Origin of the sequence: Haemophilus aegyptius, from assembly GCF_900475885.1 — a bacterium.
Classification (GTDB): domain Bacteria; phylum Pseudomonadota; class Gammaproteobacteria; order Enterobacterales; family Pasteurellaceae; genus Haemophilus; species Haemophilus influenzae.
Map to the genome: position 1 here is coordinate 1,479,592 of NZ_LS483429.1, position 15,397 is coordinate 1,494,988.

Annotated in this window: 10 protein-coding genes; 8 read left to right on the forward strand and 2 right to left on the reverse strand. The window is 38.0% G+C overall.

What is annotated here, in order from left to right:
- Window positions 1-169: 169 nt before the first annotated feature.
- From thrS to DQN49_RS07785, 3 genes are all read left to right on the forward strand, one after another.
- Window positions 170-2,101: a threonine--tRNA ligase gene (gene thrS / locus DQN49_RS07780; RefSeq protein ID WP_006996044.1), complete on the forward strand. Its 1,932-nt coding sequence runs from the start codon at window positions 170-172 to the stop codon at window positions 2,099-2,101.
- A 309-nt stretch (window positions 2,102-2,410) separates the two neighbouring features.
- Window positions 2,411-2,755, forward strand: a complete 345-nt coding sequence (locus DQN49_RS10460; RefSeq protein ID WP_006996043.1) for an ESPR domain-containing protein — start codon at window positions 2,411-2,413, stop codon at window positions 2,753-2,755.
- Window positions 2,756-2,764: 9 nt separating this feature from the next.
- Window positions 2,765-5,044, forward strand: coding sequence for a YadA family autotransporter adhesin (locus DQN49_RS07785; RefSeq protein WP_006996042.1), 2,280 nt, complete (start codon window positions 2,765-2,767; stop codon window positions 5,042-5,044).
- A gap of 256 nt (window positions 5,045-5,300) precedes the next feature.
- On the opposite strand, the gene DQN49_RS07790 is transcribed toward DQN49_RS07785, so the two are convergent.
- The gene (locus DQN49_RS07790) at window positions 5,301-5,630 is read right to left on the reverse strand and encodes a TusE/DsrC/DsvC family sulfur relay protein (protein ID WP_006996041.1); all 330 of its coding nucleotides are present in this window, start codon (window positions 5,628-5,630) and stop codon (window positions 5,301-5,303) included.
- Window position 5,631: 1 nt separating this feature from the next.
- Window positions 5,632-6,573, reverse strand: a complete 942-nt coding sequence (ttcA, locus tag DQN49_RS07795) for a tRNA 2-thiocytidine(32) synthetase TtcA (RefSeq protein ID WP_006996040.1) — start codon at window positions 6,571-6,573, stop codon at window positions 5,632-5,634.
- Between the two features lie 149 nt (window positions 6,574-6,722).
- Here ttcA and mukF point away from each other — a divergent pair, with 149 nt between their 5' ends.
- The 5 genes from mukF to mukB are packed head-to-tail and all read left to right on the forward strand — an operon-like array spanning window position 6,723 to window position 15,357.
- Window positions 6,723-8,057: a chromosome partition protein MukF gene (gene mukF, locus DQN49_RS07800; RefSeq protein WP_005666957.1), complete on the forward strand. Its 1,335-nt coding sequence runs from the start codon at window positions 6,723-6,725 to the stop codon at window positions 8,055-8,057.
- A 12-nt stretch (window positions 8,058-8,069) separates the two neighbouring features.
- On the forward strand, window positions 8,070-9,026 hold the full coding sequence (gene dcm / locus DQN49_RS07805) for a DNA cytosine methyltransferase (protein WP_006996039.1): 957 nt from the start codon (window positions 8,070-8,072) through the stop codon (window positions 9,024-9,026).
- 2 nt (window positions 9,027-9,028) lie between these two features.
- On the forward strand, window positions 9,029-10,087 hold the full coding sequence (locus tag DQN49_RS07810) for a HaeII family restriction endonuclease (RefSeq protein ID WP_005650624.1): 1,059 nt from the start codon (window positions 9,029-9,031) through the stop codon (window positions 10,085-10,087).
- Window positions 10,088-10,090: 3 nt separating this feature from the next.
- Entirely contained in the window at window positions 10,091-10,825 is a 735-nt protein-coding gene (mukE, locus tag DQN49_RS07815; RefSeq protein ID WP_006996038.1) for a chromosome partition protein MukE, read from the forward strand.
- On the forward strand, window positions 10,825-15,357 hold the full coding sequence (gene mukB / locus DQN49_RS07820; RefSeq protein WP_006996037.1) for a chromosome partition protein MukB: 4,533 nt from the start codon (window positions 10,825-10,827) through the stop codon (window positions 15,355-15,357). Before mukE ends, mukB begins: the two co-directional genes overlap by 1 nt.
- The last annotated feature ends 40 nt before the right edge of the window (window positions 15,358-15,397 follow it).

A 15,397-nucleotide genomic window follows, 5' to 3' on the forward strand; every position in this document is an offset into this window, starting at 1 on the left:
TAACAATACTTCAAGAAAGTGATAGAATTCGCCACGCATTTTTTGCCTAATTTCGCTCGTTCAATGGTAGGAATGAAGCCAAGTAGGGCAAAAGTGCGGTTAATTTTTATAGAATTTTAAATGAACACGTCACCTTTCGTATGGGTGACCACTGTATAAGGAAAAAACAATGCCAATTATTACTTTACCTGACGGTTCCCAACGTCAATTCGATCGTCCTGTTTCTGTTCTTGAAGTCGCACAAGATATTGGTGCGGGTCTTGCTAAAGCCACTATCGCAGGCCGTGTAAACGGAGAACGTCGCGATGCGTGCGATGTTATCGAGCAAGATGCAACGTTAGAAATTATTACTGCAAAAGATGAAGACGGTTTAGAGATTATCCGCCATTCTTGCGCTCACTTGCTCGGACACGCTATTAAACAATTATTCCCAGATGTAAAAATGGCAATTGGTCCAACTATTGAAAACGGCTTCTATTATGATGTAGATTTAGATCGCTCTTTAACCCAAGAAGATATTGATGCAATCGAAAAACGTATGTTGGAATTGGCAAAAACAAATTATGACGTCGTGAAAAAACGTGTTACTTGGCAAGAAGCGCGTGATACCTTTGAAAAACGCGGTGAGTCATACAAAATGGCAATTTTAGATGAAAACATTGAACGTACTGCAACGCCTGCGTTATATCATCACTTAGAATATATTGATATGTGCCGTGGACCACACGTGCCAAATATGCGTTTCTGTCAGCATTTCAAATTACAAAAAGTCGCTGGTGCGTACTGGCGTGGCGACAGCAAAAACAAAATGTTACAACGTATCTATGGTACGGCTTGGGCGGATAAAAAACAACTTGCTGAATATTTAACACGCTTAGAAGAAGCGGCAAAACGTGACCACCGTAAAATTGGTAAAGCATTAGATTTATATCATATGCAAGAAGAAGCACCAGGTATGGTGTTCTGGCACAATGATGGCTGGACAATTTTCCGTGAGCTTGAAACGTTCGTGCGTACTAAATTAAAACAATACGATTATCAAGAAGTGAAAGGTCCATTTATGATGGATCGCGTATTGTGGGAAAAAACAGGTCACTGGCAAAATTACGCAGATTTAATGTTCACAACTCAATCTGAAAACCGTGAATATGCAATTAAACCGATGAACTGCCCAGGCCACGTTCAAATTTTTAATCAAGGTTTAAAATCTTACCGTGATTTACCAATCCGTATGGCGGAATTTGGTTCTTGCCATCGTAATGAACCATCAGGTTCTTTACACGGTTTAATGCGTGTTCGTGGCTTTACTCAAGATGATGCGCACATTTTCTGTACTGAAGATCAAATTGAGAGCGAAGTAACTAGCTGTATCAAAATGGTATACGACATTTATAGCACCTTTGGCTTCACTAATATCGCAGTAAAACTTTCTACTCGCCCTGAAAATCGTATCGGTTCAGATGAAATGTGGGATCGTGCGGAAGGAGGTCTTGCAGCAGCATTAGCGCACAACGGTCTTGAATATGAAATTCAAGAAGGTGAAGGCGCATTCTATGGTCCAAAAATTGAGTTTGCACTACGAGATTGTTTAGGTCGTGAATGGCAATGTGGTACAGTGCAATTAGACTTCGCATTACCAGGTCGTTTAGATGCAACTTATGTGGCAGAAGATAATAGCCGTAAAACCCCTGTCATGATTCACCGTGCGATTTTAGGTTCTATTGAGCGTTTCATTGGTATCATTACCGAAGAATATGCAGGTTTCTTCCCTGCATGGTTAGCGCCAACCCAAGCAGTTGTAATGAATATCACTGATAGCCAAGCAGATTATGTACAGAAAGTCGCAAAACAGCTTTCTGATGTAGGTTTACGCGTGAAAACTGATTTACGTAACGAAAAAGTTGGTTTTAAAATTCGTGAGCATACTTTACGCCGTGTGCCTTATATGCTCGTTTGTGGCGATAAAGAAATCGCAGAAGGTAAAGTGGCTGTACGTACCCGTAAAGGTGCTGATTTAGGCACATTTACTGTGGAAGAATTTGCGGAAATCTTGAAAAATCAAGTAAGAAATCGTGAATTAAAGTTATTGAATGAAGAATAATACTTCTAGAAAATAACCAATATAATTTACTGTTTAAACGTTGAGTTCAATTTAACGGTGATCGTTTAAGCGATCGCCGTTATTAGCCATAAAACTTTGGGTTGAAACTTACCCCTTACCCCTATTTTCAAACACATCATTAGCTTATTCCCTCAGCTCTTTCCCTGATTAATTTTTCCTCATTCAAACACCTCCTGATCGTTCCCAAGGCTTGATACACCTAGCTTCTCAAATCCTTTCTATTTTTCTGCAAAATATCATTGACATTTTTTTTTTACAATGCTGACTCATTTTAGCTGCAATCTTTTGATGTTTTTAATTTGTATTTTTAAAAGATGGAAGATTGTTTTTTTTCATCAAAATAGGGTGTTTATATTATTTATGAATCACATATTTAAAATTATTTGGAACAAAAGTACGGGGAGAACCGAAGTTGTTTCAGAATTAGCCAAAGGTGTCGTGAAAGCTAGTTCTACCGCTACTTCCTCTTCTACCTCTAGTTCTACTACCTTTGGAGCTAATCAAACGAAGAAAGTCACAAAAGGGCTTTCTTTGTCTGTTTTAACCGCTGCTACTGCATTGGCAACAGGGTTTGCTCATGCAGAGAAGCATGTAAATGTCAACGAAAATGGGAGTAATGTAAATGAACCATAGAATGCTTGGTTGATAGCTAACGATTCAAAAGTAATATCAGAGAGACGTGGTAGTATTCAATTTAAGACTAATGCAGATAAGTCTAGCTCTGGTGCAACAGGTAAGCGTGCGATTGCAGCGGGAGTATATGCTAACGCATTTGCTACAGACTCTATCGCTATTGGTACCCGAGCGAACATAAATAACTATTGGGGATGGCAAGGACATGACGCAATAAATAGTATTGCTATTGGTAGACAAGCACAAGTTGAAAATGGACGAAATTCTATTGCCCTTGGAGCAAATGCTGAAATTCTTCATTATCAAGCATTCGCTCTTTCTCCAGACAATTCTATTGCTATTGGTAACGGTAGCAAAATCATCGGTGCAAATAGTGCCATTGCGATTGGTAATAAAGCGGATGTTACCGCTATAGATGGCGGTCGAGGTAGTGCTGCAAATAATGCTATTGCTATTGGTAATCAAGCAACTGTTCGACGCTCGAACTCTATTTCTTTAGGTAAAGGCGTAGATACCGCAGGGGAAAATTCTGTTTCCATTGGTGTAAATATACAATCAGCAAAAAATAACTCAATTACGATCGGTCAAAATGCAAAAACTTCACAAGAAAGAACTATTGCCATCGGTGCTTATGCGGATGCAAATTCCGATAGAACCGTAGCAATCGGTGCAGAAGCAAAGGCATACGGCAGTAAATCAATTGTTATCGGTGGATTAGGAGAACGTGGGAGTGATAAACAGGCGCAATCAAAAGTAGGGGCTCGGTCATCAATTGTTATTGGTAATGGTTCAATTGCAGATACAAGCGCACAACATTCTATTGTTTTAGGTAGTGATGCAAAAGTGAGTTCAAGTCAAGGGATCAGTATTGGTAAAAACGCCAAAGTTCTTGCTAATTCTTTAGGTGCTATTTCCATAGGTACTAATGCAACAACTAGTCATGCACAAGATATTGCGATTGGTCAAAATTCAGAAACGTCTACGCCAAATAATTTAAGCACTCTTACGATAGGTGATCAAAGTCTCCAAAAAGGCGTTATTTCAACCGTTAATACAGGTGTAGTGAGCGTTGGTAATAGTACAACCAAACGACAAATACAAAATGTTGCCGCAGGTAATGTTTCTGAAAATTCTACTGATGCCATTAATGGTTCACAACTTTATTATGTCGTTAAAGCTGCCGACGAAATTGCCAAAACGGAATATGTTTTTACAGTGAATGGTAATACTGCAAAAACTATGAATAATAAGAACGCAAGCGATCAAAATACCACAAATAATAAGCTTGATTTCAAAGCTGGAGAAGGCTTAGCGGTTGCTTATGAAGATGAGGCAGTAACTTATAAGTTAAATGATGAATCAAAACAAGCAATTGAAGATGCTAAAGGTGCTGCAGGTACTGTCAATGCTAAACTAGCTGAAATTAATGAAGCGACGAGTAGGGCTGAACAATCTAAGACTGCCGCAGCTCAATCTGCTCAAGAGGCTGAACAATCTAAGACTGCCGCAGCTCAATCTGCTCAAGAGGCTGAACAATCTAAGACTGCCGCAGCTCAATCTGCTCAAGATGCAAAAGCTTCTGAAAATGCAACCAAAGCGATTCAAACCCATATAGAAAATTCAGGCTTGATAAGCAAAGATGGCAAAACCTCCTTGTCTGGTGATAACTCAAGCGGTAGCGAAAGTGCTATGGCTTCAGGTAAAAACTCATCTGCGATAGGTTATGGTGCGGAAGCTGCTGGAGAAGATTCTACTGCGATTGGGAATAGTGCTCAAGCACAAGCAAATGGTTCTACTGCTTTAGGGAATACTGCTAAAGCTGAATCAGAGGGAGCTACAGCTGTTGGTCATAATGCGAAAGCGGAAGCAGACAATTCTGTGGCATTAGGTAAGGGTTCCGTCGCTAAAGAAAAAGGCACCGTTTCAGTGGGAACGGTGGGGAATGAGCGTCGTATTACGAATGTTCAAGATCCTAAATACTTAACTGATGCGGCGAATAAACGCTATGTTGATCGTTCTATTAATTCAGTTCGTCATGAATTAAGACAAACAGATAAGAAACTCCGTGGAGGTATTGCAGGTGCGGTTGCTATCGCAAATATCCCAACCAACAGTATCCCAGGTGGCACAATGATTGGCTTAGCCTTTGGTAACTTCAAAGGTCAAAATGCCTTAGCGATAGGTATTAGCAAATCAAGTGATAATAATCGTATACACCTCAAATTAAGCGGCTCTGCAACCAGTGCAGGCGATTATGCTGTAGGTGCTGGAATTGGTTATCAATGGTAATAATCATTAGGCAATAAGATAAAACGCTCTCAATAATATTTGAGAGCGTTTTTTATTGGCATGCTAATTTTTAGGGAGTTTTGATTGTAAAAAATTCTTGCTCAATCTTACCAATGTTTTCTAAGCAAACCAGCTAATCTAAGACTTTACAATGTAAATAACCGATACCTTTATAAGCTAGACTTGACTATTTGGTTAGATAATTTTTTTAGTAAAAGCAAGCGTTTAAAAACTTTTGGAAAATTGACCCGCACTTTTATAGGCATTTTGCAGGTTTCGGCAAGCCAGCTAATTTTGTGGCTTGTTTTGCTGGGCCTTCAGGAAATAAGCGTTGCAAATAACGGCTGTTACCTTTATCCTCACCAAGCTTTTCCGCCATGGCTTTTACCAACATACGGATGGCTGGGGAGGTGTTATATTCTTGATAAAAGTCTCGCACAAAGTAAATCACTTCCCAATGGGCATCAGTTAATTCAATACTTTCTAACTGTGCAATAGCTTGAGCGACATCTTCGTTCCATTGTTGGCTATGGAGCAAATAACCGTCTTTGTCAGTTTCAACTTCAATTCCATTGATATTCAACATATTAATTCACTTCTTTAAAGTTAATCATTTCCTTGTTTGAAAAATCGGTTTGATCTTCGTCCTCAAATTGCATTGGCGTGATTCGTTCTTCATCAAATGCAGTATCGCCTTCAATGCCATCAATTAGTTGCCCATGTTTGATGCCTTTGAAATCAAATAATTTCGGATCACACATATGTGACAATGTAATGTTTTGCATTGCGCTAAACATAGTTTCTAAGCGTCCAGGATATTGACGATCCCAAGTATTAAGCATTTCTTTTACGACTTGGCGTTGAAGATTTGGTTGTGAGCCACATAGGTTACAAGGAATAATCGGAAATTCCTTCGTGATGGCATATTTCTCAATATCTTTTTCTTTGCAATAAGCAAGCGGACGAATCACAATTTGTTTGCCATCATCAGAAATTAATTTAGGTGGCATTGATTTCATTTTGCCGCCATAAAACATATTTAAAAATAGTGTCGCTAACATATCGTCTCGGTGATGTCCTAAAGCGATTTTGGTTGCACCAAGTTCTGTGGCGGTACGATATAAAATTCCACGGCGTAGGCGAGAGCAGAGTGAACAAGTAGTTTTTCCTTCTGGAATTTTTTCTTTCACAATGCCGTAAGTATTTTCTTGTACGATTTTGTAATCTACGCCAATGCTTTCTAAATATTCAGGTAATACGTGTTCTGGAAACCCTGGTTGTTTTTGATCAAGATTCACCGCAACAATATCAAATTTAATCGGCGCACTTTGCTGTAAATTCAACAAAATATCGAGAAGCGTATAACTGTCTTTGCCTCCGGATAAACACACCATGACTTTATCGCCATCTTCGATCATACCAAAATCTGCAATGGCGTTGCCTACATTACGGCGAAGACGTTTTTGTAATTTATTGAAATTATAGGTTTGTTTTTTTTCTTGTTGGGCTAACTGGGTTAATTCGCTCATTCTGTTATCTTTAGTTATTCATGAAAGGCGCACATTATACGTGAAAAATAGGAAAAGTGCGGTCAATTCAAAAGAAGATTTTTAAGATCCGCAAAAAATCCTGTATAATCTTCCCAATTTTTTGTTCAATTTTAACGCTTTGCAATTCAATGATTGAAACATCCCAAACTATTCCTGAACTCGTCTCTTGGGCAAAAGATCGCGAGTTTTCTTTGAATTTACCTACCGAGCGCTTGGTTTTCCTGCTGGCGATTGCAATTTATAACAACGAACGTTTAGACGGCGAAATGTTAGAAGCTGATCTTGTAGATATTTTTCGTCACACGATGAATGCTTTTGAGCAATCCACGGATGCCATTGCAACACGAGCGAATAATGCAATTAATGAATTAGTGAAACAACGTTTGTTAAACCGTTTTAGTAGCGAATTTACTGAGGGCTTGGCAATTTATCGTTTAACGCCATTAGGTGTTGGCGTGTCTGATTATTACATTCGTCAGCGTGAATTTTCCGCATTGCGTCTTTCTGTACAGCTTTCCATTGTGGCAGATGAAATTCAACGTGCTTCTGATTCAGCAGAAGAGGGCGTGGAGAATAACGAAAGCGAACATTTTTGGCGTCGTAATGTGTTTGCACCATTAAAATATTCCGTTGCAGAGATTTTTGATAGCATCGATCTTTCACAACGCATTATGGATGAAAACCAGCAAAGTATTAAAGATGAAATTGCAGAGCTTCTTACTAAAGATTGGCAAGCGGCAATTTCAAGCTGTGAACGTTTATTGGATGAAACATCTGGGAATTTACGCGAATTGCAAGATACGCTAAATGCGGCAGGCGATAAATTGCAAGCACAATTATTACGTATTCAAGATTGTGTGATCGGGCGTGATGACTTGTATTTTATCGATCAATTAATTACCGATTTACAATCTAAACTTGACCGAATTATTAGCTGGGGACAACAAGCCATAGACTTATGGATTGGTTATGACCGCCATGTACATAAATTTATTCGTACAGCCATTGATATGGATAAAAATCGCGTGTTTTCACAACGTTTACGTAATTCTATTCATCATTATTTTGATCATCCTTGGTTCTTATGGACAGCGCAAGCTGAGCGTTTAGTCGATCTGCGCGATGAAGAAATGGTGTTGCGTGAAGATGATGCTTTAGGTGAATTACCAGAAGAATTGCAATACGAATCCCTTTCTGATTTACACGATCAAATTGTAGAGCATATGCAAGGCTTACTGATTGCTTATCGTGAAAATAACCGTCCGATTGATTTGAGTTTAGTGTTAAAAGAACAACTGGAAAATTATCCACTTTCTCGTCATTTTGATGTGGCTAGAATCATTGTTGATCAAGCAGTACGTCTTGGTATGGCAAATGATGATTTATCGGGTATTTATCCAGATTGGCAAGCAATTAATAAACGTGGCGCAGAAGTGCAAGCGCATGTGATTGATAAGTATTAATTAGTAATAAGTATGAAAGAATATAAAACAATAGATTTGTTTGCTGGAATTGGTGGCATTCGTCTAGGTTTTGAAGCATTTGGATGTAAAAACGTATTTTCATCAGAATGGGATAAGTATGCTCAAAGTATGTATGAAGTAAATTTTGGCGAAAAACCTTTTGGAGATATTAATGATATATCTCCTAGCGATATACCAGATCATGATATTTTACTTGCTGGATTTCCTTGCCAACCATTTAGTATTGCTGGTAAAGGATTGGGCTTTGCTGATACTAGAGGAACATTATTTTTTAATATAGAAGCAATTTTGAAAGCTAAAAAACCAAAAGCTTTTTTGCTGGAAAATGTAAAAAGATTAACAACACATGATAATGGTAATACATTTAAAGTTATTAACGATAAATTAAATAAGTTAGGATATACGGTATATCATAAAGTATTAAATACCCTTGATTTTGGATTACCACAAAAAAGAGAGCGAATTTACATTGTGGGTTTTTTAGATAAATTGCATTTTGAATTTCCAAAGCCTATAGGAAAGTATGAAGAACTTTCTAATATATTAGAGAGTGATGATGTTGTTCCTAATAATTATTTTCTTTCAGATGAACTAAAACGGAAAAGATTAAGTTCAATTACTAAAGATGTGCCTTATCCTTCAATTTGGCATGAAAATATTTCAGGAAATGTTTCTGCTCTTCCATACTCTTGTGCATTAAGAGCTGGGGGAAGTTATAATTATCTAGTTGTAAATGGGGTACGTCGATTAACTGGGCGAGAAATGCTAAGATTGCAAGGATTTCCAGATACTTTTGAAATTAATATACCTTATTCTCAGGTACGTAAAGTTGCTGGCAATTCAGTTAGTGTTCCTGTAATTAGGGCTATTGCTGGTTCAATGATTAATAGTTTAAATATGGCAACGCCTAAAATAAATCAAGCAATTCAACTTTCATTATTGGACTAAAAATGAACGATATTCAAGTAGCAAAAGAATCTTTAGATAAAATTATAAAGAAAGCAAGAGTACATTTATACAAGCCTATACAAATTGCTGAAATTCTTTATCAAGATAGAGTTAATAAAAATATTAATTTATTAGATAAAGAAACATATCGAAATATTTCTAAAAAATGGCGGGATGTTATTTGTATCCGTTTTTTAGGAAGAGTATCAACATCGTCAGCTAAATATCAAGACGATTTATTTAATGATAACGCTATGCCTCCCAAACATTTAAATATATTAGGAGAAATGAATAGAAAAACAAATGGTGGAGTAGAAAGTTATATTTATAAAAAGTTTTTTGAACGCTTTAATCAGATGTCATCAGCCTTAGAGTATAGTTATTCTCGTACTCCAGATAATTTTCATCTAAGTGAATTTCTTGCTCTTTTTTGGTTAGAACCCGGTTTAAAACGAAGTATTGATAAAGTTTATGAAATAGTTGTTTATGCGTTGTTTTCATCTTTAATAGAGGCTTTAGGCGTTAAAGTAAAAATTGATTTAGATTTATCGAATATTGATTTGTTAAAGGAGTTTGAAGATTTTACTCGTCAAATTATTTCTCTTGATAGTGAGAATACTAGTTTGGAACTTAATGCAAAAATTAATAGAGTTGGTGTAACAAATGCTTCAGATCGGGGTTTGGATATGTGGGCTAATTTTGGTATGGCAATTCAAATAAAACATTTATCATTAACTGAAGAATTAGCTGAAAACATTGTATCTTCAGTTTCATCTGACCGAATAGTTATTGTATGTAAAGAGAGTGAAGAAAAACTTATTTTGTCTTTATTAAATCAAATTGGTTGGCGTTCTAAGATTCAGAGTATTATCACTGAGGCAGATCTAATAAAATGGTACGATAAAGCATTGCGCGGGAAATCTGCATATTTAGTTGGAAGCAAGATATTAGAACATATCAGAAATGAAATAAGTTTAGAATTTCCTGCAACCGATATAGTAGATTTCAATCACTTTTTTCATGAACGTGAATACAATAAAGCATTAGATATTGAGAAATAACCTATGACAGACAACCTTCAAGATGTAATTTCCCCAAAACTCGCTGTGGCGATTGCAAATCCAATATTTCCAGCGGTAGATAGTCTATTGCGCTCAGGTCGCCATATCAGCACGGAGCATTTAGATAATCACGCATTTTTAATGGATTTCCAAAATGAATTAGACGGTTTTTATCGTCGCTATAACGTGGAACTAATTCGTGCGCCAGAAGGATTCTTCTATCTTCGCCCGAAAGCAACGACATTAATTGCGCGTTCAGTACTTTCTGAGTTGGAAATGCTTGTTGGTAAAGTGCTTTGTTATCTTTATTTAAGCCCAGAACGTTTAGCTCAACAAGGCATTTTTAGCACGCAAGAAGTGTATGATGAATTATTAAATCTTGCTGATGAAGGAAAATTATTAAAAGCAGTTAATCAGCGTTCAAGTGGTTCTGACTTAGATAAACAAAAATTGGCAGAAAAAGTGCGAGCTGCAATTGGTCGTTTACGTCGTCTAGGTATGATTCAAACTGTTGGTGAGCAAAATAGTGGGAAATTTACGATTTCTGAATCTGTATTTCGTTTTGGTGCGGAAGTACGTAGCGGAGATGATCCATTAGAGTCCCAAGCTAGACTCATTCGTGATGGGGAAGCAGCAACACCAGAATCCTTAGCGTTGGAAAAACAAGCACAATTAATGGAAAACGATGCAGAAAGTGCGGATGAAATTGACGAAGAATTTGACGGAGAACAAGAATAATGTCTGATGTTTTTGAATTAGAAAATGAAATCGAATTAGAGAGCGATGAAGTCATTATGGAAAATGAAAACGTCGAAGAAATAGTTGAAGCACCTATGCCTTTTAGCATGACTGCAAACAATGGTGTAGAGCGTGGTAAATTTCGTTCTTTAACCTTAATTAACTGGAATGGTTTTTTTGCCCGTACTTTTGATTTAGACGAATTAGTTACCACGCTTTCTGGTGGTAACGGTGCGGGGAAATCAACCACAATGGCTGGATTTGTGACAGCATTAATTCCTGATTTGACCCTTTTACATTTCCGTAATACCACTGAAGCAGGTTCTACAGGCGGTTCTCGCGATAAAGGTTTACATGGTAAATTGCGTCCAGGTGTTTGTTACGCGGTATTAGATACCATTAACTCACGTCATCAACGTATTCTTGTTGGTGTGCGTCTGCAACAAATTGCGGGTCGTGATAAAAAGGTTGATTTAAAAACGTTCTCAATTCAAGGCGTCGAATTATCTCAAAATCCGACCGCACTTTTCACTGAAACAGTGGGCGAACGTCAAGCACGCGTCCTTAATTTAAACGAACTCAAAGATAAAATTGAAAATATCGGTGCGCAATTTAAACAATATCATTCCATCACTGATTATCACGGCATGATGTTCGATTTAGGTATTATTCCGAAACGTTTATGTTCAGCATCAGACCGAAGCAAATTCTATAAACTTATCGAAGCCTCTTTATACGGCGGTATTTCCAGTGCAATCACACGTTCTTTACGTGACTATTTATTGCCAGAAAATTTAGGTGTGCGCAAAGCTTTCCAAGATATGGAAAGTGCATTGCGTGAGAACCGTATGACTTTAGAAGCGATTAAAGTTACGCAATCAGATCGTGATTTATTCAAACATTTAATTACTGAAACCACCAACTATGTTGCTTCGGATTATATGCGTAATGCGAATGAACGCCGTGGCAATATTGAGGCTGCATTAGAATCTCGTCGTGAGTGGTATAAAGCAAAAGCAGAGCAGAATTTATCTCAACATCGTTTGATTGATTTAAGTCGAGAAGTGGCAGAATTAGCAGAAAATGAACGTACTTTAGAAGTTGATCACCAAAGTGCGGTTGATCATCTTAATTTAGTGTTAAATGCTTTACGTCACCAAGAAAAAATCACGCGCTATCAAGAAGATATTGCAGAACTTACCGAGCGTTTAGAAGAACAAAAAATGGTGGTTGAAGATGCGAATGATGCGTTAGAAGAAAGCCAAGCCCAATTTGAGCAAACTGAAATTGAAATTGACGCTGTACGATCCCAATTAGCTGACTATCAACAAGCATTAGATGCCCAACAAACTCGCGCACTTCAATATCAACAAGCCATTGCTGCTCTTGAAAAAGCGAAAACATTATGCGGTTTAGCGGATTTAAGTGTTAAAAATGTAGAAGATTATCACGCAGAGTTTGAAGCCCATGCAGAAAGTTTGACTGAAACCGTACTTGAGCTTGAGCACAAAATGTCTATTTCTGAAGCAGCGAAATCTCAGTTCGATAAAGCCTATCAATTGGTATGCAAAATTGCGGGTGAAATGCCTCGTTCTGCGGCGTGGGAAAGTGCTAAAGAATTATTACGTGAATATCCAAGCCAAAAATTGCAGGCACAACAAACGCCACAACTTCGCACAAAATTACATGAACTTGAGCAACGTTATGCACAACAACAAAGTGCGGTCAAATTACTTAATGATTTTAATCAACGTGCTAATTTAAGTTTACAAACAGCAGAAGAATTAGAGGATTATCACGCAGAGCAAGAAGCGTTAATTGAAGACATTTCAGCAAGACTTTCAGAACAAGTGGAAAACCGTTCTACGCTTCGTCAAAAACGTGAAAATTTAACCGCACTTTATGATGAAAATGCACGTAAAGCGCCAGCATGGCTGACAGCTCAAGCTGCATTAGAACGTTTAGAGCAACAAAGTGGCGAGAGGTTTGAACATAGCCAAGATGTGATGAATTTTATGCAATCACAACTTGTGAAAGAACGTGAACTCACGATGCAACGTGATCAACTTGAACAAAAACGTTTGTATTTAGATGAACAAATTTCTCGTTTAAGTCAGCCAGATGGTTCAGAAGATCCACGCTTAAATATGCTGGCAGAACGTTTTGGTGGGGTATTGCTTTCAGAGCTTTACGATGACGTAACCATTGAAGACGCGCCTTATTTCTCCGCACTTTACGGGCCTGCACGTCATGCTATTGTTGTGCGTGATCTCAATGCTGTGCGTGAACAACTTGCGCAATTGGAAGATTGCCCCGATGATTTGTATTTAATTGAAGGCGATCCTACCGCATTTGACGACAGCGTATTATCTGCACAAGAACTTGAGCTAGGTGTTGTCGTGCAAGTTTCAGATCGTGAATTACGCTATTCAAGATTTCCTGAAATTCCATTATTTGGGCGTGCAGCACGTGAAAAACGTTTAGAAGAATTACAAATTGAACGTGATGAAGTGGCAGAACAACATGCCCAAATTGCGTTTGATGTACAAAAATGCCAACGTTTATACGAACATTTCAGCCAATTTGTTGGGTTACATTTGGCGCTTGCGTTCCAGCCAAATCCAGAAGAGTTAATGTCTGAGATTAATCGCGAACGCAATGAAATTGATCGTGAATTAAACCAATTTAATAGCGGCGAACAACAATTACGCATTCAATTAGATAATGCAAAAGAAAAACTGCAATTACTCAATAGGTTAATTCCACAACTCAATGTATTAACTGATGAAGATTTAATTGATCGCATTGAAGAATGTCGTGAGCAATTAGATATTGCAGAGCAAGATGAATATTTTATTCGTCAATATGGCGTAACGTTGTCACAATTAGAGCCGATTGCAAATAGTTTACAAAGTGATCCAGAAAATTACGAAGGCTTAAAAAATGAATTAACTCAAGCGATTGAGCGTCAAAAACAAGTTCAACAACGTGTATTTGCGTTAGCTGATGTTGTACAACGTAAACAGCATTTTGGTTATGAAGATGCAGGGCAGGCTGAAACTTCTGAATTAAACGAAAAACTTCGCCAACGTTTAGAACAAATGCAGTCACAGCGAGATACACAACGTGAGCAAGTTCGTCAAAAACAAAGTCAATTTGCCCAATATAATCGCGTATTGATTCAGTTACAAAGTTCTTACGATAGTAAATATCAGCTCTTAAATGAGTTGATTGGGGAAATTAGCGATCTTGGCGTGAGAGCTGATGATGGTGCTGAAGAACGTGCACGTATCCGTCGTGATGAATTACATCAACAACTTTCAACAAGCCGTCAGCGTCGTTCTTATGTAGAAAAACAACTGACATTAATTGAAAGCGAAGCGGACAACTTAAATCGTCTTATCCGAAAAACCGAACGTGATTATAAAACTCAACGTGAATTAGTTGTAGCAGCAAAAGTGAGTTGGTGTGTGGTTTTACGCTTATCACGCAACTCTGATATGGAAAAACGCCTCAATCGCCGAGAGCTCGCTTATTTATCTGCAGATGAATTACGTTCAATGTCAGATAAAGCATTGGGTGCGTTACGTACAGCGGTAGCGGATAATGAATATTTACGTGATAGTCTAAGAGTGTCTGAAGATAGTCATAAACCTGAAAATAAAGTGCGGTTCTTTATTGCGGTGTATCAGCACCTACGTGAACGTATTCGCCAAGACATTATTAAAACGGATGATCCAATTGATGCCATTGAACAAATGGAAATTGAGCTTTCTCGTTTAACGGCTGAATTAACTGGCCGTGAGAAAAAATTGGCGATCAGTTCTGAAAGTGTTGCAAATATTATGCGTAAAACGATTCAGCGTGAACAAAATCGCATTCGTATGCTCAACCAAGGTTTACAAAACATTGCGTTTGGTCAGGTGAAATCTGTTCGTTTGGTAGTGAATATTCGTGATACCCATGCCATGTTGTTGGATGCGCTTTCTGGTCAGCAAGATGAATATCAAGATTTATTCAACGACAACCGCATCACCTTCTCTGAAGCTATGGCGAAGCTCTATCAACGCATCAATCCACATATAGATATGGGGCAACGCACAGCGCAAACAATTGGTGAAGAATTGTTAGATTACCGTAATTATCTTGAGCTTGAAGTGGAAGTATTCCGTGGTGCTGATGGTTGGTTACGTGCCGAAAGTGGCGCACTTTCTACTGGTGAAGCTATCGGTACAGGTATGTCAATTCTCTTAATGGTTGTTCAAAGTTGGGAAGAAGAAAGCCGTCGAATTCGTGGTAAAGATATTGTGCCTTGTCGCTTGTTGTTCTTAGATGAAGCAGCACGTTTAGATGGTAAATCTATTTCTACCTTATTCGAACTTTGCGAACGTTTGGATATGCAGTTGCTTATCGCTGCACCAGAAAACATTAGCCCAGAAAAAGGTACAACCTATAAACTCGTGCGTAAAATCGCAGGCAACCAAGAGCACGTACATGTTGTTGGTTTACGCGGATTCGGTGCGACAGAATAAAAAATAGAAGGGAAGTACGGTTGAAAACTTCGGTGTTTTT